Source organism: Spongorhabdus nitratireducens, assembly GCA_947387575.1.
In the GTDB taxonomy this organism is placed as follows: Bacteria; Pseudomonadota; Gammaproteobacteria; order Pseudomonadales; family Endozoicomonadaceae; genus CANDOC01.
Map to the genome: position 1 here is coordinate 118648 of CANDOC010000007.1, position 24168 is coordinate 142815.

Annotated in this window: 1 protein-coding gene; it reads right to left on the reverse strand. The window is 50.1% G+C overall.

What is annotated here, in order from left to right; translation table 11 throughout:
* Positions 1-7: 7 nt before the first annotated feature.
* Positions 8-24067, reverse strand: coding sequence for a retention module-containing protein (locus tag ACYZZ0_RS14055; protein WP_461537266.1), 24060 nt, complete (start codon positions 24065-24067; stop codon positions 8-10).
* Positions 24068-24168: the final 101 nt, after the last annotated feature.

The following is a 24168-nucleotide window of genomic DNA, read 5'->3' on the forward strand; positions in this document are numbered from 1 at the left end:
TCTTGTTTTAATCGACCTGCAGATTACCGTCACTCAGCAGCTGATTGATTATATCCGTATCAGATGATCCGTATGAGGATAAATCCACACCTTCCAGAGTGATTTTCTGGGTGACATCGCCACCTGCAGCATTGCTGACTTCGATTGTGGTATCACCATCATGGACATCAAAATGCAGATATTGATCCAGTGCATTGGACTCTTCATCTACCAGAAGATCTCTCAGATCCAGCACATCACCCTGCTGCCCGACATGGAAGTCGGTAATGGTATCCTCTTCAGGATCGCCTGCTGTTCCCTCATCCCCGAGGTACCAGGTAAATACATCGCTATCGTGACCTCCGGTAAGAATATCATCGCCTTCACCACCGGCAATCAGGTCACTCTGATTAGTGTTCACTGTTTCCTGCGCCACCGACTCTGTTGTAGTGGCTGTCATACGAACATTATCAAAGACAATCTGGGTACCACTGGTTTTATAGAGTTCGATGACCAGCGGCTGGCCAATTGCAGCGGAATCAGCACCAATGGAAGCACCATCAAGATTCAGGGTCAGTGTTTCGTACTCACCTTCAGCCGGAGTGACTGAACCGTTACTGGCCAGTATGACACCACCAGCCTTGATCCTGACTTCATAATCACCCAGCCCGGCCTGATCTTTTCGGTTACCGATATCAACCTGCAACTGGTAGCTGGTATTACGACCAAAGCTTTCACTCAGAGTCTGGGTTATGGAGCCACCATCACTGTTGATAAATGCAGCGTTATAGCCTTCGGTTGCCTGTTCGCCAGAGGCATTGGATGACTGGTCATTGAATGCAATCAGATCGAAATCATGGATACCGTCATCATAGCCAGTCCCTTTATTGAAACTCCATGCACTGGCACTCGGATAATGAACATAACCACCATCACTCATTACACCGACACTTTCAAAGCTGGCATCGGCTATCGCAACTGACCTTTTGGTTTGCTTGGTTGCGCTGAAAGTCAGGCTGTCATCCCAGTTATTACCGGAGCCACTCATGGTCAGCCCACTCAGGTCCGAGCCTTTGAGCGTCCATGTACCGTCACTGTTATTGGTACCGGCAGAAAGCGTCACCCCGTCAGCAACATCAACCGTAATGTCAGGTGTTGGCAAAGCATAATAATCCTGCCCCGAAACCTGTTCTGCTCCTGCGGGCAAGAATTCATAGAACTGGAGATTTCCAGCAGAACTACTGGTGATATTTAAATCGGCACCACCATTACCTTGCCAGTAAACCATTTCAACTTCATACAAGCCGTCCTGCGGCGCCGTAAAGTTTCCTGAACTGGTTGCCACCCCTCTAGGGGCTGTGTATTCCGTCACCAGTTGATTATTTATTTTCAGGTGAAAACCATCATCCGAAGCCACATTAAAATCGTGGGTTCCCGCTGCCAGACGGATATAACCGGTGAATTTAAGTGCAAAAGTCTGATCAGACGCATTACCATGACCGGTAAGACTGGACGCATCACTGCCCAGAAAGCCGGCCAGCGTACCGTCAGATTTCACATAGTTAAATCCGGAAGCGGTGAAAGTCGCCTTGGGTGTGGTGTTATTCAGCAGATCAACCGCCTGACCCAGGCTGGCAAAAACGATTCCGGTATCAAAGAATTCCCCTTTCAGCCCTGTAGCCGGGGGTAGTGATGTTTGGCTGACCTGTGTAATAAACGCTGAATCCAGCTCAACAGGTACTGCCTGCTGAACATCATCACCAACCAGAATATCGTTTCCGGCAGCACCGGTAATCGTTTCAGCAGCATTCGACCCGGCGATAATATTGGCCGTTGCATCACCTTCCAGTTGATTACCATCCAGCGGTCGAATACTGATTTCATCAATAAGAGGCCCTACACCGTTGTTCTGACCACTGGCCTCCCTTATAGCCAGCTGAGTTGTTGCCTGATTCGTATCCGGCAAAGTAATTTTGATTTCTTCCCAGCTGGTTGCCGGATCAATGGTTTGAATGACACTACCATTCCAGACGACTTCGATATGATCAGATCCGTTGTAACCGCCACTACGCTCTTTTACCCACAGGCTTACTTCATGATCGTGAGACTGGCTGGTATCCAGGGTGTAATACAGCGCATCAGCAGAGCCACCACTTCCGGCATCCAGTTCCAGAATCTTTGAACCACTGTTGGAGCTGCCCAGCGGGCCGCCATCACTGTGAGTTTCAAGGCTGTTTTCCGATGTCCAGCCGGATTCCAGTCCATTATTGAAATTCATGGAAGTAACAGCATCACCCGTCGTACCCTTGATATTCAGGGTAAAGGTCTGAGGATCACTGGACAGACCTCCATCGCTGACTGTAAAGCCAAAACTGCTGCTGGTGCTCAGCTCTGATTCAGGCGCCTCAAAAGACAGTCCGGGTATATCTGATTGACTGATAACCTGATTAACCGAAACAGCTACACCATTAAGAGTCAGACTGCCGGATGCCGGCAGAGAAGTTATAGTAATGGACTGGAGGCTATCTCCTGCATCCACATCTGAGAAATTGAAGTCTTCCGCTCTGAAGTGATAACGACCTTCACTGGCGATTAACAGACTGTTGTCCTGAGCCTCAGGGTTATCATCTACAGCCTGAACTCGAATCTGAATATTCTGGCTGGTCGATGACTGGTCACTGTTAGCTGACTCGGTAGCCGTTGTCGTGACTTTTAGCGTGAAATTATCAGTGGCATCAGGAGGTGGTGTTACCGACAGGCCTGTGATATCCCAACCAGAGATATCCACATCAGCACCACTTGCAGTGACCGTATTACCGCCACCGTCACTGATCACTGCACCGACAGGAAGCCCGGCAACAGCAATTGTCTGGCTCTCCGAACCATCTGTATCAGTCAACAGTGATGACAGATTAATCAGTGCTGCATTATCTTCATCAACGCTGTAGTAGGGTTCACCAACAACATGCTGGGTAAACACCAGATCATAGATATCCAGATAGTGACCATCACTTCTGACCAGCTCCATATTGGTACTGTCACCGTCCGGTATCGGCAGGTTGATCGTCCCTGTGGATAACATGGTATGGCTGGTATGTACTGTAAATGAGCTGACCAGTTCACCATCCCAGTAGACATGAATCTTCGGTCGGTCGTAGCTGCTTCCGGTCCAGAAGTGCCCACCTTTCAGAGAAATCTCTACTGAGTAGTCACCACTCTCTCGATCTGACGTATCGAAAGCTTTGGTAATGCTCGGTCGGGGTGAAATAGAGTTTGTCCCCAGTACATAGTTGTAGGGACCGCCACTGGCAGTATCATAAAAGCCGCTGCCACCGGCATTACCATGACCAAAGTTGGCATCATAGCGGACAGTATCAATGATCTCGTTACCGTCCTGATTATTGACCTGTAGATCCGGTGCATCCGCTACGGCATTGACATCAAAGGTCAGGCTATATTGGTTATCTGAGTAAACCGTCCCATCATGGACTTTAAAGCTCATCGCAGCATAAGCACTGCCGGAAGCATTATTCTCGGGGGTGAATGTCAACAAGCCGGCATCTATATCGGCCCTGCTGATAACCTGATCATCAGTAACAGCAACACCATTAAGCTGCAATGTACCGTTAGCAGGCAATTCGGTAATCTGAACCTGCTGGAGGCTGTCTGGCGAATCCTGATCAGCAAACCCGAAGTCGGCCACTGCAAGTGTCAGCGTCGAATCCTCATCCACTGATAACGTATTGTCTGCTGCCGTTGGGGCATCATTGGCATTAGTCAGGTAGATGGTATAGCTACGGGTACTGGCAGCTAACCCGGCATCCTCAACTCTGACAGTTATGGTGTGGGACAGGCTGGCTTCATGATCAAGCAGCGAACCATCAGCAACACTGATCTCACCGGTACTACTGTTGATTGCAAAACGACCACCGGCGTCATTTGTCAGAGAGTATGTAAAACTGGTGTCTCCAGCGTCGACATCTGACGCAGAAACTGTGGCTACTGCAGTCCCGTTTGCACTATTTTCAGCAATATGGAAGCCGTCTCCGACCAGGTTATCCACAGAGTCAGCCTGATACAGTAACTTGACCTGGTTAGCATCGAGCGCTGTATCAAACACGGCAAGGTCATCAACAGCGCCATCCAGATAACCGTCAGCCCAGTGACTCTTACCGACATAGTTGTTATTGCGCACCATTTCCGGAGGCACAACGCCCTGAGCCTCACCTGCCAGATCGCCATTCTTGTACACCCGCATCATGCCGGAGTCATCAATGGTAGCTGTTATATGAACCCATTCACCTGCAGTGAAAAAATCAGGAATGGTAAGCACACCATCAGCAGGTGAACCGGCACCATCATAAACTTCAAACCCCAGATCGTTGGATGTCCCTCGGTGAGCCAATAAAATATTGTTATTTGCTGATCCATTACCAAAATCAACGATCCGTGACCAACTTTGGCTAAAACTGTCATATCTGACCCAGGTCGAAATGGTCATGGAACCGCCGGTAGTAAGCCCACTGATTTCACCGGCACCACTACTGCCATTCATTTCAAATGCAGTACCGGAATCACCGTGACCGCTTCCCAGTGTGGCGCTGCCACTCAGTGTCAGATTGTTGCCATTGCCAGATTGATCTGACTTATCAGTAAAACTGTAAGCTGCGGTCACATTACCCATCAGCGGACTGGCAGCCAGAACCGGCACATCATTAGCACCCGTGACGGTAATGGTGACTGTGCTGGTAGAGAAGTCACCCTGACTATCCGTGCCCCGGTAATCGAAGGTGACATCTCTGGTTTCACCCTGCCCCAGATCCTGAAAATCATTGCCCGGATCAAAGCTATAGCTACCATCTGAATTGAGCGTCAGGCTGCCTGAAGCCGGGTCATTTTCTACAGTGAAGGTCAGTATTTCTCCGGCATCACGGTCAACCGCAGTTAACTGACCAACAATTGCTGCGTCATCTTCACCCAGGCTGGCCGTACCACTCAGCGCCTCCGGAACCCGGTTTACATCAATGGTCAGCGTCGAGGTTGAATCGTCAGTACCGTCAGAGACGGTGTAGCTGAAAACATCCTGCAATGTACCGGTTTCAAATTCGTATCTGAGAGCATTTATCTCATGTCCGGTTAGTGCCCGGTCGTAGATACGGGCCTCATCGATCAGGCCATCAAACCCGTAAACATCGGATGGATTATCCACCATTCCATCATGGAACTTGGTGCTGCCCCGGGTGATATTGCCGTTATTGTCATGCAATGAAATGCTGCCGAAGGCACTCTCATCACCATGGGTTCTCATGGGCGCAGAAGCATTTCCTGAGTCCACCAGCACCCCATCCAGATAAGCCTGCAGGGAGTTACTGTCGGAGTTCATAACCAGAGCAACCTGATGCCAGCCTGATGAATCCATGCCACTGATATCTGTACTCAACCAGGTACCTGACCAGCCATTTCCTTCTGCCCAGGCTCCAACATAAAGCGTGCCGTTATCGATGTAGAGGTTATAACCGTTGGTACCGCCACCTTCTTCATAAAGAATCTGGCGGCCACTGAGATCGTTATCACTGTCGAGCTTGAACTCGAAGTTTATTGTGCGCTGGCTTTTATTTTCGGTATGAGTATTCAGCTCAGTTGAATCAACCAGTTCGACAATTGCTTCATTGCCGTCAAACTGCACAGCATTACCGTCAACACCACCGCTGACAAACGTCGCATTGTGCTTCAACAGGCCATCATTGGCATCGGCATCACTGGCTGCAATGTCGGTTGCTGTTGAACCACTCGATTCATTGAAGGTCCAGTGGGCAATCAGATCAGAATCAAGATCCAGGTCAGCAGGGTTATATGTCCAGTTTCCATCTGGGCTGATCGTTAATTCACCATACTGACCAGAAATAACCGTTGAGCCGGATACTGATACTCCATTAACACCGGTAATAGAGAGGCTGTCACCTTCTTCATCAGTATCATTTGCCAGTACCGAGCTTGTTCCTGTCACTGCAGCGCCTGCTACCGTCGCATTCCCGATATCACTGTCAGCTACAGGTGCCGGAGCATCATTTACTCCATTGATGGAGATTGTAATATCGTGAGTGGTGCCATCGACGGTTGAAACACTAATTGTGTCTGTAAGCTGGTCACCAGCACCCAAAGCTCTGACTGCGGATTGAGTATTATCTGCGGTATAAGTCCAGCTACCCGAACTATCAATTGTCAGGGAACCATAAGTACCAGACAGGGTTTCGGCATTAAAGCTGCTCTCGCCTGCATCCTGATCAGTCGCAATCAACTGTCCAACCCTGACCAGATTGTTGCCACTTAGTTCTGCATCTTCCTGAATACTGACACTACCTGGAGTACTGTGAGTCTCGAGTGTCAGATTATCGACTCTGACACCCTGACCATCTCCCAGAATAAACACCCCATTCCAGTTATCCGGATTGGTATGGTCTGCGCCGGACGCATTGAGCTGGGCGTTTATATTTTCCAGACCGGATACTGTATTCCAGTCAGTATCCCCTGCGGAAAGATCCTTGTATTTGACGGTAACAGCACCTTCACCATTATTTGCCGTCAAATCTACCTCTACTCTGTAGCGTGCCCAGCCACCACCATCAGCAGCCGGGAAGGCAACGGTCTGAGTGGAACCATCTGCGAGTAAAAGCTGCAGCTGATCATTGTGATCCGATGCCCTGACAGCAATAGCCAGTTCATTATCAGTACGACCTATCTTGCCATCACTGTTGTTATCAGCACCGATACCAACCTGGGTGCCCCACCAGTTTTTGCCCATATCAACTTCAAAGGCAAATAACTGTGCATTACTCAGATCGGGAATTTCATTCAGTTTCGAGGCACTGGCAGAAGCTGAAACCTGATTAAACCAGAGTGCAGAAGTACCATCCTGTCCGGAACTGGTCACTTCCATTGGTACGGCACTGGTTTGTTCTGTTATCCAGCCATCCTGACCATTCAGGTCACCTGTTGTCAGGTTGTTGAAGTCTTCAGCTCTGGTTTCCACTGCTGAGATAATGGCAGCATCATTAGCATCTTCCAGCTGGATCGTATAATCCTGCGTAGAAGTGGTTTGGCCATCACTCACCTCGACTGTAATGGTATGAGAAGCTTGAGATTCGTAATCCAGCTGAGAGCCATCAGCCACTGAAACTTCACCGGTTGAGCTATTGATACTGAAACGACCACCCGCATCATCACTCAGACTGTAAGTGAGATTATCGCCATCAACATCTGTCGCGGTAACCTTGCCAATCACCGTGCTGTCTACACTGTTCTCAGCGATGGAGAATGGCGCCAGATCCTTGCCGTTTACCGTATCAATAAACCCTGAAACGGCGGGTCCCTCATTGATGGCTATTTCACTGATGCCATAGCCACCCTGAGAATTAGAAGTCGCAACACTCTGCTGTGTTCCAGCATTTTCAAAGTAGGTAGCCTTCTGTTCGCCAGACAAGCCGTTCCAGGTGCCAAGCCCCGTGTATTTGGCTTCAAGAACGATGATATTGACAGTTCCATCCTGATTATCAGAGATCTGTACCTTGACCCCTTTTCCATAGCCGCCGTCAGTTTTAGTTAACCAGACCGAACCACCCAGCTGAAAATCTTCCGGCAACTCATAGGATGCAGCATTTTTGTCAGAGATAGAGCTGCCACCCCAGACAAAGTCAATCTGGTCAATAACGGCAGCAGGCTCATTGGGTGCATCATTAACACCGGTAACTGTAAGGGCAAAATCAGCAGAAGAACTGCTATTGTCGTCACTGGCAGTAACCCGCACCTGAATGGTTCCAAGATCCGGATCATCCGGCGTGCCACTGAATGTTCGGGAACCCTCATCAAAGCTCAGCCATGCCGGCAGTGGATCACCGTTAACCAGCTCAGCACTGTAAGTCAGCGTATCGCCATCCAGATCCCTGAAAGCATTGGTATCGAGGGTATAACTGAAGGCACTTTCTTCGGCTGTTGTCTGATCGCTGAAACCAACATAAGTGGACTCTACCGGACCTGATCCCGACGGGACATAATCGACATCATCTGAAATGACGATTTTATCGATTGCTGTTCCATCTTCGCGCATCCAGAGATTAAGCTGGTGAACACCCGGTGCGTCAACATCGATTGTGACACGGCCAGCACTATCCATTCTGTCACCAGCCCAGTCGTGACCACTTTCACTGAAATCAATCCGTGATCCGGTAGCCACCGCCTCACCATTCAGGCCGATATGAACACTGTCACTTCTGCCATCGGGCGCATCGCCCCGCAGCCAAACATAATAAGTGCCGGCAGTTTCGAACTGGATATCATAGGTCAGTTCAGAGCTGACACCGGTATAGCCAGTATCAAAGCCATCGGCATTATCGTTCGAGGTGTTTACCTGCTGCCCTCCGGATGCACTACCATCATTTTCAATAACCCAGGCATTACCACTACGACCAACATTACTGCTGAAGTGCTCTGCTTCAATTGAAACAAGGCCACCTGATTCGGCAAAAACCGGAGACGGGGAATCATTGACGTTATTAACCACCAGATTGAACAACGCATCAGTGGTTTCATTATCCTCATCAATCGCGGTTACTTTCAGACTGAGAGAGGCTACATCATCGTTATCCGGGGTACCGGAAAATATTCGGGTTTGAGAATCAAATGCCAGCCATGTCGGTAAATCAGAGCCATCAGCCAGACTTGCCTGATAATCCAGCGTATCGCCATCACCATGGCTGAATGTATTGGCCGGTACCTCAAAGCTGAAGGCCGTATCCTCATTTACCGACTGATCTGCTATCGGGTTAGTAACGACGGCATCATCATCAACAGCAGTTACATCCAGTGTTGCTGTAGCTGTTACCTCATCACCACTTGAGCCGTCAGTGACCGTAAAATTGAAAGCAACATCGCTGCCGTGGAAATGCTCTGTTGGTGTATATGTCCAGGTTCCGTTCCCGTTGTCTGTCAGAGAGCCATGTGCTGAATCCTGTAGCGCCACATTTGTGACGGTAAGGCTGTCACCATCGACATCTGAAGCATTCGCCAGCAACATTGCTTCAGTAATAGTGAATGCCGTATCTTCATCTGAGAGGCCAAGATCTACTGTGCCGGCAATCGGAGCATCATCAACAGCCGTGACCGAAACAGCAATAGTCGAATTAATAACCGACTCTTCACCATTTCCCTCTGTTGCAGTCACAGTCAGAGAAAGATCGAAATCATCATGGTTGTTCGCCGGTGGCAGCAGGCTCAGGGTTGAGTAACTCCAGCCTGAAATATCCAGCGTACCACTGGTGACCAGTTCAGAATTGGTACCATCACTGATCGTTGTCCCGGAAGGAATATTACCCAGCACCACACCCAGTGTTTCTGATCCATCCTGATCAGTTAGTTCCGCTGAAAGGTTAATGGCAACAGCAGTATCTTCATCAGTGTTGTACTGCGGGCTGGCATAGTCGTTAACGTTGGCAATCAGCTTCGGTGCCGTTATAAAGGCAGGATAGGTCTGTCCGGAACCCGATGGATAGCGCAGCATCAGCTCCGTACTGGCATCACCTGTTGCCGGAAGAGTGAAGGTACGGTCGGAGAAGCTGTTCCAGCCTGTCGTTGTGGTCGCCACAACATTTCCACCCCAGACAATTTCCAGCGTACCCCAAATACGGCTTTCTACTTCAAAGGTATAATTTTCGACATCACTATCGGAGGTATCAATCGTTCGGCTGATGCTGGTACCGGCATTAAGCCCCGTGGAGACACCCGTGGAAGCCCGGCCATCCCACAAGTCATAGAGACTACCGCTCACACTCCAACCCTGCAGGTTATAGCTATGGATACCACCGTTCTGAAAAACAGTAACCGGGTCAGTGCTATAGTCATCAGCCCCGCTAAAAGACACATCAGGCGCATCTGCAATAGCAGTAATATCAATAACCGCAGTAGCTGAAGCCTCATCGCCAGAACTGCCATCAGATACCGTAAAGTTCAGTGCAACATTTTCAGCACTCAGGTTTTCAGCCGGCGTCAGGCTCCAGGTTCCATTACCGTTATCAACCAGTGTTCCCTGAGACGAATCAGCCAGAGTCACAGCACTCACACTCAGAGTATCACCATCAATATCCGAAGCGTTGGCCAGCAGCATGGCCTCTGTCACAGTAAAGGTGGTGTCTTCATCAAACTGCCCAAGATCAACACCGGAAGCTACCGGCGCATCATCCGTACCATTGATGGTAATTCCAATCTGGTGGGTGGTACCGTCTATTGATGAAACAGTCAGGGTTTCTGTCAGCGCTGCCCCCTGAGCCAGCTGCTGAATATCGCTCCGGGTGTTGTCTGCGCTGTAACTCCAGTTACCGGCCGTATCGATGGTCAGTGTGCCGTAGATACCATTGACGGTTTCCGCATTAAATACCGCTTCTCCGGTTTCAACATCAGTAATATCCAGTTTCCCGGTTGCCGTCAGTGTTGATGCGGCATCTTCAGTCACTGCGCCACTGTCATCACCACTGATAACTGCCGCATCGTTAACAGCCTGCATTTCGACCTGAATACTTTGCGTTGTGGTTGCAGTATCACCGGAGGAAGGCTCTGTTGCGGTAGCTGTAATCGTAATTGTGAAGTCACTGTTGGCATTGGCTGCTGGCGCAAGCGACAAACCAGCTAAATCCCAGTCCGATATATCAATCGTGGCGCCGGAGGAGGCTTCGGTATTCAAACCATCAGTCAGGATATAGCCTGCCGGAATCCCTGACAGCGATACCGATAATGATTCAGAGCCATCAAGATCATTCAGCGCAGCCGAAAGACTAAAATCAAAATCGGTATCTTCCGTGGCACTGATAATGTTCAGCTTGTTGATGGCTATATCATCAAGCAGCGCACCGTAATCATCATTCTGGGAAGAGAGCTCCCGTAGTTCCAGAACACCACTGGATGCTGCAAGGGCTGGCAGACGAAGAGTCATGAATTCCCATGAGCCGGTTGGGTCTATTGTCTGCAGTACCTCACCATTCCAGACAACTTCCATTTCGCTGGTATTGCTGGCTCCCGGGCGTGAACGCACTTTAAAGGTTATTTCATGATCAAAACCATCGCTGGTATCGACCGTATAGCGCAGAGCATCGGTCGTTGAAGCCGCAGCGCCCTCATCGTCATCCAGGTCCAGAATTTTGCCATTGCCGCCAGATGAATCCGTCACACTGTAGACGCTGGCATCGTTGATTTCAGGCGTATTTTCGGAACTCCAACCGGCTTCCAGACTGCCACTTTCAAAATCCATGGCCGTCACTTGTTCAGACGGCTGCAGATCAATTGTCGGCGTATCTGCAACAGCATCGACAGTGACATTAACCTGGCTGGTAACGGTGGCCTGCCCATCAGAGACATCAAACAACAACTGGCCGCTACCACCCCAGTCACTATCCGGTGTTACTGTCCATGTGCTGTCACCATTATCACTCAGCGTTAGCTGCCCCGAGGCAACTCGGACATTGCTGACAGTAAGGGTGTCACCTTCAATATCTGCAGCTGTATTGGCCAGTAACTGAGCCTGTGTCAGAACAAGACTGGTATCCTCACTGGTGGTGCTTTCAATTGCAGCACCGACAACCGGACCATCGTTGGTACCGTTGATGGTGATTGTAATATCCCGGGTTGTGCCATCAATTGATCTCACAATCACGGTGTCAGTGAGATGATCACCGGTCCCCAGAGCCTGAATTGCAATCTGGGTATTGTCTGCCGAGTAGCTCCAGTTTCCGGCAGCATCGATTGTCACAGAGCCATAACTGCCATTTACAGTTTCTGCGGTAAAACCTGCCTCTCCGGCATCAGGGTCAACAACATTCAGAACCCCGGAAGCGGTCAGGGTTGCTGCACTGTCTTCATTAACTGAAGCAGTATCGTCACCGGAGATCACCGCGGTATCAGCAACAGCGGTGACATTCACCCGCACCAGATTATTAACTTCGTAACCCGGAGTGCCGTCACTGACGACATACAACATTTCCAACATGCCGTTGTAGTCAGGAGCGGGAGTCAGAGTCCAGGTACCATCGTTATTATTGGTAATAGTGTGCCCACCACCTGGCAGTGCAATATTACTCAGTGTAAGCGTGTCTCCATCGGGATCAGAAACAGCATTCAAAATGGAAGATTCGTGAATGATCAGGCTGTTATCTTCTGCCAACGTACCCAGATAAACCGGAGCACCACTACCTTGGTCATTGGCACCCTGAATGGTGACAGTAATATCATGCGTCGTGCCATCTACAGCGCTGACTGTGAAAGTATCATCCAGTGTCTCGCTGACACCCAGAGCCTGAATGGTTGAGGACCTTGAATCCGCAACATACTCCCACTGACCGCTGTTGTTGATCGTCAGCTGGCCATATGATCCAGTCAGTGTTTCAGCTACAAAACTGGCTTCGGTATCAATATCCGAAATTGTCAGAGCCCCGTCGGCAATCAGCTCCTGCTGACCCAGAGGACCATAACTGCTGAAGTTATCTTCAGTCACTGTTCCGGTATCAACACCACCGATCACAGCTGCATCATTCTGAGGCTGAATATCAATTCGAATGTGGTACGGATATGGGACACTATCTCCGTTCGATGCTTCTGTTGCGGTAGGAATAACATAAACAGAGAAATCATCTTCCCGATTCGGAGGAGGTGTCAGAACCATATTGGCCATATCCCAGCCATTGATATCGATCTGACTGCCATCCGAGGTCACAGTGTTTACACCATCACTCAATACTGCCCCCGCAGGTACCAGATCCATCACTACGCTGAGTGTTTCTGATCCGTCGGTATCGCCCAGTGCCACATTGATATTCAGTGGAATAGCTGTGTCTTCCGGGGACTGAACATAGTACTGGTCGGCATTTCCATTGACGGTAGTAATCGGGAGATCTGCCTTGGCATCAACGGTCAGCTGCAGTGATCCGGGGGCGGTTACCGTGCCGTCAAAAACATCAAACGCTATCTGGCTGACACCGGACCAGTCTTCTGCCGGTATAAATGTCCAGGTTCCGTCTCCATTATCTGTAACCGTTGTACTGCCACTTTCTACCCGAACATTTTGCACTGACAGGACATCACCATCGATATCTGCAGCATGCTCAAGCATCTGGGCTTCGGTCAGTGTGAGACTGACATCTTCATCAGTAGTTTTATTCAGTGTTGCACTGACTTCAGGGGCATCATTCACTGCTGTAACGGCAATTCTGAACTGGGCAGAGATACTTTGATCGCCATCACTGGCCGTTACCCTGATCATCAAATTGCCAAGATCAGGGTCATCCGGTGTTCCGGAGAATGTCCGGGTGGCCGGATCAAAGGTAACCCAGTCCGGCAGATCACTGCCATCGCTCAGTGTTGCGGTGTAAGTGAGAATATCCCCTTCAACATCAGCAAAAGCTTCAGCCGGCACCTGAAAACTGAAAGCCTGCTCTTCGACCGCAGTCTGGTCGCTGATACCGGCATCAACTGTGGGTGCATCATTGGTCCCATGAATGGTGATGACGATATCGTGCGATGTGCCATCAGATGAGGTGACGGTGAAGGTCTCTGTCAGGGTGTCACCATCATCCAGTGCTGCAATTGCCGGCTGGCTGTTATCCGCGGAATAATTCCAGTTACCGTTACTGGCAATAGTCAGGGTTCCATAGGAACCATTCTGGCTGCCACCAGTGAACAGGGCTTCGCCGGTATCCGTATCAGAAACTGTTAACGTTCCTGAAGTCATTAATGTTGCTGCACTGTCTTCCGTAACCGCACCGGTATCAACACCTCCAATAACAGCACTGTCATTGGTACCGTTGATAGTAATCGTCACTGTATGTGCCGTACCGTCCAGGGCGGCAACGACAATCGTTTCTGTCAGTGAATCGCCATCTCCCAGTGTCTGGATATCAGTCTGGGAGCTGTTTGCCGAGTAACTCCAGCTACCAGAGGTATCAATGGTCAGATCACCATAACTGCCAGTAACCGTAGCTGCATTGAAACTGCTTTCGCCGGTATCCGTATCAGTAATTGTCAGGGTGCCAGATGTTGTCAGGGCTGCCGCACTGTCTTCAGTCACTACACCGGTATCTACACCACCGATAACCGCAGCATCATTGGAGCCATTGATAGTGACCGTGACCTGATGTGAAGTACCATCCAGCGATGCAACATTGAATTGTTCTTCAAGGCTGTCGCCATTTCCCAGTGCCTGAATATCTGCATGGCTGGTATCTGCGGAATAACTCCAGTTACCGTTACTATCTATGGTAAATGAGCCATAGGTGCCATTCTGACTGCCATCGTTGAACAGTGTTTCACCGGTATCAGCGTCAGAAATCGTCAGGGAGCCGGATGCGGTCAGGGTTGCTGCACTGTCTTCAGTAACAGCACCGGCATCAACACCGCCAATAACAGCGACGTCATTAGTACCATTGATTGTCACAGTGACGGTATGAGCCGTTCCGTCAAGCGCGGCAACAGCAATCACATCGGTCAGTACATCACCATCACCCAGAGCCTGAATTGCTGCAGTGGAACTGTTGGCTGAATAGCTCCAGTTACCAGAGGTATCGATCGTCAGATCACCATAGCTGCCACTGATCGTAGCGGCATTGAAGCTACTTTCTCCGGTATCCGTATCGGTGATGGTCAGGGCACCGGATGCTGTAAGGGTTACCGCACTGTCTTCGGTTATTGCTCCGGTTTCAGCACCGCCAATAACAGCAGCATCATTGGTACCGTTGATAGTAACCGTGATCTGTTGGGAAGTGCCATCCAGTGAAGTGACTGTGAATTGTTCTTCAAGGCTATCGCCATTGCCCAGCTGCTGGATAGCGGTCTGAGTATTGTCTGCGGTATAGCTCCAGTTACCGCTGCTATCAATAACCAGAGAGCCATAACTTCCATTCTGACTGCCTGCTGTAAACGCCGCTTCACCGGTATCCGTATCAGTAACCGACAGAGACCCACTGACCGTCAGCTCATTCTGGGCATTAACATCATCTTCGGTAACAGAGCGTGCAGTTGTACCGCCAATAACAGCAGCATCATTGGTACCGTTTATAGTAACGGTAATATCATGCTGGGTGCCGTCCAGAGCCCGTACAGTAATGATGTCAGTTAGTTGATCACCCGCAGCCAGCTGCTGAATAACACTCTGATTGCCGGGTGCCGAATAGCTCCAGTCGCCGTTGGCCGCCATAACCAGATCACCGTAATTACCTCTTACGGTTTCAACAGTAAAGGCGGCTTCGCCGGTATCAGTATCTGCAATGGTGAGGCTACCACTGGCTTGCAAGGTGGCAGCGCTGTCCTCGGTGATAGTTGCGGTATCAACGCCACCAATTACCGCACCATCATTTACCCCTTCCAGCGTCAGGGTAATCTGATGAGTTGTGCCATCCATAGCACTGACACTGATAGTTTCTGTTAGCGTATCGCCTTCCGGCAGTTGCTGGATCACTGCCTGACTGTTATTAGCGGTATAACTCCAGTTGCCATTCGCGGTAATGGTCAGACTGCCATAACTGCCTGTGATTGTTTCTGCAGTAAAAGAAGCTTCGTTACCATCATTGTCTGTTACTGAAAGCTGCCCACTGGCCACCAGATCGTTCTGGTCATCAATATTGATATCTTCCAGCAGTGTGGCAGAGTCGGTACCACCAATGACGGCCGCATCATTAGTACCGTCAATTCTGACAGTAATGATGTGAGTTGTGCCGTCCAAAGCTGAGACTGTCAGGGTCTCGGTCAGGCTTTCACCATCCTGCAGCGCCTGAATTACCCCCTGACTGTTATCTGCACTGTAACTCCAGTTTCCGCTGGTATCGATGGTCAGGTCGCCATAACTGCCATTAACGGTTTCAGCATTGAAGGAGGCTTCACCCGTATCGGTATCAGCAATATTCAGACTGCCGGATGCAGTCAGCGTCGCGGCACCATCTTCATTAACCACTGCACTGTCTGTACCACTGATCACGGCAGCATCATTGGTTCCGGCGATAGTGATCGTGATGTCATGGGTGGTGCCATCAGCTGTCGTAACAGTCAGAGTATCGGTCAGTGTGTCACCATCACCCAGCTGCTGAATAGCTGACTGAGTATTGTCTGCCGTATAACTCCAGTTGCCGTCGGTGCCTGCTGTCAGCGAACCATAGCTGCCATTGATGGTGCCAGGAGTAAATGTTGCTTCGCCGGCATCAACATCAGTAACCACCAGCACACCACTGGCGGTTAGCTGACTACCTGCATCTTCATGAACAGTACGAGCATCAACGCCACTGACAACAGCTGCATCATTGGTACCATTTATCGTGATGACAATATCGTGAGGTGTGTCGTCCAGTGCGGTGACCGTAATGGTCTCTGTCAGAGAATCACCACTGCCCAGTGCCTGAATCGCACTTTGACTGTTGTCAGCTGTATAGCTCCAGTCACCAGCAGTATTGATCGTCAGGCTGCCGTGGCTGCCATTGATGACTTCAGCATTAAACGCCGACTCACCGGTGTCGGTATCCGTAATATTGAGGCTGCCACTGGCAGTCAACGAAGCTGCAGCATCTTCAGTCAGTACAGCTGTATCTGTTCCCGAGATAACAGCTGCATCATTAGTTCCGGCAATGGTGATAGTAATATTGTGAGGGGTGCCGTCCGTACTGCTTACGGTCAGCGTATCTGTCAGCGTATCGCCGTCACCCAGTGCCTGAATATCAGCTTGGGAGGAGTTGGCGCTGTAGGACCAGACACCGGAGGCATTGATAACCAGATCACCATAACTGCCATTCACCGTCTCAGCAGTGAATGACTCCTGACCGGAATCTGTGTCTGTTATATTCAGCGTGCCGCTGGTCGTCAGGGTTACAGCTTCATCTTCCGTTACGGTGCGAGCATCAAGCCCTGAAATTACTGCAGAATCATTGGTACCGGTTATCGTGATAACAATGTCATGAGCTGTTCCGTCCAATGAGTTTACGGTGATGGTTTCAGTCAGGGCATCGCCATCACCCAGGGCCTGAATCGCACTCTGGCTGTTATTCGCCGAATAATTCCAGTTTCCACCAGCACTAATCGTCAGGTCACCATAACTGCCACTGATGGTTTCAGCGTTAAAGGCCGCTTCTCCGGTGTCAGTATCAGCAATATTCAGGCTGCCGCTGGCAGACAGTGTTGCAGCGCTACCTTCTGTCAGCGTGGCAGTATCTGTGCCGGATATCACCGCAACATCATTGGTACCTGAAATAGTGACAGTAATCGTATGCTGTGTTCCGTCCACACTGGATACAACAAGACTATCGGTCAGGGTGTCTCCGTCTCCCAACGCTTGAACATCATTTTGATTGCTGCTGGCAGAGTAACTCCAGCTTCCACCTGCATTGATTGTCAGATCACCGTAACTGCCACTTACGGTTTCAGCTGTAAAAACAGCTTCTCCTGAATCTGTATCCGAAATATTGAGATTGCCGCTGGCAATAAGGGTGGCTGACGCATCTTCAGTGACTGTATCGGTATCAGCACCCGTGATCACGGCCACATCATTGGTGCCTGCGATCGTGATCGTAATAGTGTGGGTTGAGCCATCAGCAGTGGTGACTGTCAGTGTGTCGGTCAGACTATCCCCGTCACCCAGTTCCTGAATCGCACTCTGAGTATTGTCTGCAGAGTAGCTCCAGCTACCGGCTGTATTAATTGTCAGATCACCGTAACTGCCGCTGATGGTTTCAGCATTGAAAACAGCTTCACCGGTATCAGCATCGACAATATCCAGACTACCCGTCACTGTCAGCGTTGGGGCTGCATCTTCACTGACTGTCGCAGTATCGGTACCTGAGACCAAAGCACCGTCGTTGGTACCCGTCAGGGTAATAGTCGCAGTCTGGGAAACACTGCCACCATTACCATCAACCACTTCATACTGATAAGTGATGGTTTCAGTGTCACCATCCGGCAGGTAGTCATAGGCACTGGAATCGACAGACAGGGAATTACTATTGATGCTGACGCCGGAGTCATTACCGCTGACCAGAGTAATATTGCTGGCTGACAACACATCACCAACATCCTGGTCCGATGCACCTTCCAGCAAATCAACGGTGAACAGACCACTATCTTCGACGCCACTCTCCTGCACGTCACTGGCAACCGTGGGATCTTCATTAACATCCAGCACCTGAATGGTGAAGTTCTCCACATAGCTCAAACCACTGGCATCAAAAACACTGACTTCGATTTCCCGGTTACCAGCTTCGTGATCAAGAGAGCGACCATCTTTCAGCTTCAGCCGATAATCATCGGTGACTTCAAAATCCAGGTCATCAACGATAAAGGTGTGGGTATCACCTGCATCAGGATCAGTAACAGACAGGGTACCAACAACCGCTCCGGGGCTGTTTTCAGAAACAGTTAAACCGGACAGGGAGATATCTTCAGGGCGATCATTGACCGCTGCGACGGTGACCGTACTGGTAGCAGCCTGACTGGCATCTTCGCCATCAGTAACAGTAAAAGAAATTGTTCTGGCTGAGGTATTAGGCGATTCTGAGTTATTGGAATAGGTGATACTTCTAAGTGCAGTCCGGTAATCAGCAACCGATGCGCTGCCGCTCAGCGTCAACGTTCCCGTTGTAGAATTCCAGCTGCCACTAATGCCATTCTGACTGGTGAAGTCGAGCCGATCTTCCGCTGAAGTGTACTGGCTGCTGATGGAGACAGTGGCTCCATCAAGCATCGTATGATCTGCATCACTGAGCGTGATTGAACTGTCTACAACCTGAGCAGAGTCATTCTCGGTAAAGGCCAGTGTCGAACCGGCTGTGATTTCCGGCGCATCATTCGTGCCATTGATCGTGACTGTAATGGTATGCGATGTACCATCAACCGAGGTAACCGAGAACGCATCCTGTAATGAGTCACCGCTTCCCAGTGACTGAATAGCACTCTGGGTATTATTGCCACTCCAACTCCACTGACCCGCAGCATTCAGGGTCAGATCACCATAACTGCCATTCAGAGTCACAGGCGTAAACTGCTCTTCACCCGTATCGAGATCATCGATTGTCAGTGTGCCACTGGTACTAATCTGATCACTGCTGACACTGATATCTTCTATCACACTGCCGGTATCAACACCACTGATAACAGCCTGGTCGTTGCTACCCGTAATGGTAATTGTGCTCTGCTGGCTAACCGAGCCGCCATTACCGTCGGCAATATCATATTCATAACGGATGACTTCAGTCTGGCCATCTGCCAGATAATCATAGGCATCCGGATCAATCTGGAGGTTGTTGCCATCAGCAGTAATGCCAACAGCATTGCCACCGACCCGGGCCAGATTGACCACACCCAGCACATCCCCTATATCCACATCACTGGCACCAGCCAGTAGATTAACCGTATGTGCAGCACTGTTTTCAGCCAGCGTTTCAGCAATATCTTCGGCGACGACAGGCGCATCATTGACGGCTGTAATATTGATTTGCGAAGTCCGAACAGCACTGGATCCCAGCCCGTCCGATACTTCAAAACTGACTGTTCGGGGTGATGTATCTGGTGACTCGGAACTGTTCTGGTAAGTGATAGAGCGCAGGGCTGCCTGATAATCAGCAACCGATGCAGAACCTGTCAGCGTCAGTGTGCCGTTGGCACTGTCCCAGCTACCACTGATGCCATTCTGGTCTGTGAAATCAAGCTGATCTTCTGAAGCTGAGAAGTTACTGCTGATAGAAACTGTTGCACTTTGCAGTGTGGCCGAGTCCACATCCGTTAAGGTCAGTGCAGAATCAACGGCCGCCTCACCCTGATTCTCGGTATAGGCCAGCACTCCACCTGCTGTAATCTCAGGAATATCATTAGTGCCGGTTATGGTGACCTGTGCAGTCTGACTGACAGTTGCACCATCAGGGTCGGTAATATCGTAATCAAAGACCAGTGTTTCAACCTGACCATCTCCCAGACTGTCATAGACACCAGGATCAATCGTAATCTGGTTGCCGCTGTGCGACACACCGGACATATCACCGCTGGTCATGGTGAAGTTAGTGACACTCAGAGTGTCGCCATCTTCATCGGAAGCATGTTGTAACAGGTCCACAGTAAATAGGCTGCTGTCTTCAACTGCTGCATCTGTCACCGCAGTAGCCACTACCGGCGCATCATTGATATCAGTGATATAGATGGTGTAATCACGACTGTCCGTCAGTTCACCATCAGATACCTGAACAGTAAGGGTATGAGCATCATTGGCTTCATGGTTTAATCCGGAGCCATCCAGCACCCGGATTTGCCCGGTAGCACTGTCAATTTCAAACCGGCCACCCGCATCGTCAGTCAAACTATATGTCAGGTTATCGCCATCAATATCAGCCGCACTGACACTGCCAACAACAGAACCATTGGCACTGTTCTCTTCAATATGGAAACCATCTGCCAGCAGATTATCAATTGAACCAGCCTGATAAAGAGCCTGAACCTGATCAGCACTGAAAGCTTCCGGCGCGATCACCACTTCATCGATTGCACCATCCAAATAGCCATCAGCCCCCCAGTGACTTTTACCAATATAATTATTGCCACGAGCCATTTCCGGAGGAACAACACCCTGCACTTCTCCGGCCAGATCACCATTTTTGTAAACCTTCATCATGCCGGTGCTATCGACGGTAGCCGCTACATGAATCCATTCCCCGGCCGTGAAAAAGTCAGAGATAGTCAGCATGCCATCAGGAGGGTAACCAGTACCATCATAGATCTCGAATGCCAGATCACTGGTCGTTCCCTTATGCGCCAGCACAATATTGTTGTTTGCGGAGCCATTACCGAAATCAAAAATCCGCGACCAACTCTGGCTGAAGTCGTCAAAGCGAACCCAGGCCGAAAGTGTCATGGCACCGCCGGTTTCCAGTCCGGTGATTTCTGCGGCACCACTGCTGCCATTCATTGAGAATGCACCACCATTGCCATCAAACCCGGTAGATGTGGAGGCATTGCCAGACATGATCAACTCATGACCGCTGCCACTCTTATCTTGCAGCACTGTTCCGGAGTTGAAATCGAAAGCCACATCCAAAGAATCAAACAGTGGAGTGCCTGACAGCTCCGGCGCATCGTTTATCGCCTGAACCTCAACCTTGAGTTTGCGTTCAATTGTGGCGGACTGGCCTGTGGCCGTTTCTGTTGCCGTTGCTCGGAAGGTGAGGTCGAAGTCATCATGACTGTTTTCCGGCGGAGTAACCTGCAGGCTACTGTACTCCCAGCCGGTAATATCAATCGGGCTGCCATCTGCTGTGACAGAAAAATCACCATCACTCAGAACAGCTCCGGCAGGTATACCTGCCAGCTCGATAGCCAGCACTTCGGAGCCGTCGGTATCGGTCAGGGCAGTAGATACATCAATAGATAAGGCAATATCTTCATAGGCATACGCGGCATGATCATAGTCTGGATCATCCGTGTCAGTAACCCCCAGACTACGAATCTGAATATCATCCAGCAGCGGGCCAACACCATCGTTCTCTCCCGCCGGCTCCCGAATAATCAGCGCTGTGGTTGCCTGATCCATTTTGGGCAGGAGTACCTTGTACTCCCCCCAGGTCGTTGTCGGATCAAATGAAGCAATGACATTACCATTCCAAACAACTTCTACATCATCGGTATGGTCGTAGTTTCCACGCTGTCTTATCCACAGGCTGACTTCATGATCCTTGCCATTGCTGGTATCAACATCATATCTGAGAGCATCCGGAGCAGCAGGGGAACCATTTTTATCCAGCTCAATAAACTTGTTGCCGGAATGAGGGTCGCCAACAACACTGCCCTGACCATGCTTTTCCAGTGCATTCTGTGAAGACCAGTCTCCCAGCCCACCTTCGAAATCCAGCGTAGTGACAACACCTGAGTCACTGGACAGGTCAAGTTCCGGTGCATCAACAACCGGAGTGACATTAATATCCACAGTCTGGAGCTCAGACAGCAGTTCACCATCCGAGACTCTGAAATCAAAGCTGGCGTAGTTATCACCACTTTCATTGGAAGCAGGCTGATAGCCAAACAGCCCGGCTTCTATATCAGCACGAGATACAGTGTCACTGGTATTAATTACCAAGCCATTCAGCTGAAGCTCACCGGCAACCGGCAATGTTGCTATCTGAATCGATTCCAGCTGATTGCCGTCATCAACATCAGAGAAAGCAAAGTCAGCCAGTCCGAAAATATAAGCCGTGTCTTCCTGAGTGGTTATTGTTCGGTCTGCACTGTCCGGTGCTTCATTGATATCATTTACCGCAACAGTGAAATCCTGACTGAACTGTGCACCACTGTTGTCTGTGGTGGTGACTGTCAGCGATACCGCGTCTTCTGTCTCATGGTTGAGGGAAACACCATCTTTCAGCTTCAGCTGATCTTCGACAACCTCAAACCGGTTATCGCTGACTTCATAGGAATGGGTATCCGAGTTGTCGATATCAGTTGTGGATAATGTACCAACCACTGCACCGGTATCATTCTCATTGATCTGGTCACCCGAAAGCTGAATTGCCTCCGGAGCATCATTCACACCCTGAACGGTAAAACTGGCAGTTTGTTCTACTTCTCCACCCTGCCCATCGCCAATTGTGTATTCATAGTTGATTGTTGCTTCTTCACCGGCTGCCAGATGGCTGTAGGCCGATGTATCCACTTCCAGCTCATTGTCCTGCCAGCTAATCCCTGATGCATCACCTGCTACAACCTGCAGCCGGACAACCTGAAGCGTATCAGTGATATCGGTATCAGAGGCATGTTCAAGCAAATCAGCAACAAGGTTGCCATCATCTTCTGTCGAGGTGACAACAATATCCCTCGATACTGTTGGTTCATCATTACTGCCGGTTACCGTAAACCGGGCTTCCTGCTCGACTGAGGCTCCCTGGGAATCGGTGACTTCATAGCGATAGATAATTTCTTCAGTCTCACCCACCGCCAGATAGCGGTATGCGGTGGTATCAATATCCAGGTGATGTCCGTCCAGACCAAACTGGACACCCGCTTCATTGCCGCTGACAAGTCTCAGTCCTGCGACTGACAACGTATCATTCTGATCAATATCAAAAGCGCCTTGCAGCAGATCCGTTGTAACACTACCGGCTTCCTGACCGGCTTCATTCACGACAGCCTCAGCAACTTCCGGAGTATCGTTAACCCCCTCGACCAGAAAACTCATACTGCCGGTGCCCATGGCTCCGGCTGAATCAGTAACTTCATAGGTAAAGGTGACGGTGCGTGACTCTCCTGCACCCAGATCTTCAAACTCGGTTCCGGGAGTGAAGCTATAGCGGCCATCACTTTCCAGAACAAACTGACCACTGGACGGGGGCGTCAGCAGACGAAAATAATGAATATCCTGCTGGTTAATATCACGAACTTCGATCTGACCGGTCAGCGTATCGAAGTTTTCATTCAGTACCTGATCCTGCTGAAAGGTTTCCGGCCCGGCATTAACCGGTCCTGTAGCAACATCTGCTATCGGCTCGTTCTCTTCCCCGGCCTCCTCATCTTCCTCTTCATACTGAAGAGCAGAAGATGACGCTGTTAATCCGAAAGCGGCCTCTTCGGCTGTTGCTTCCGCTGCTTGCTCTCGCTCTTCAACGTCTGCATCACGTTCAATAATAGGGATATCATCAGGAACAGGGCTGCTATCAGGTTCATCCTGAGGCTCGCTCTCCTCACCCGCTTCAGGCGCTTCGGCAACGGTTACAGGATCAGCCCCTTCAGCAAGTGCCTGCTGAATCTGATCAACTTCATCTTTTTTGGCGTCAGCTTTATCTTCAGTAGTTTCTTCAGCCGTCTCGGCCATTAACTCCAGTGCCGGCATCATCGACTGATCCAGCACGACCTGATCACCGGCACTGACACTCACCGGATTCCCGCTGCTGAGTGTTATCTGCACCGTCCCGGTTGCAGGCGATATAACCCGCTCATTGAGGTAAACCGGATCACCTTTGTGAGCCACACGCTGGGAACCGTCGCTGCCGACGATCAGTGCGCTGCCTTCAACATTTGTGATGGTTCCGACAATTTGTTCCGCTGCCACCTGTCACCTCGTCCCTGAGTAAAAGGGGGGATATCAATCGAATCATCGGCATGGAACAGCGCAACTGGAGCCGGAATGGCTCCAGTACAGGAATATTAGGG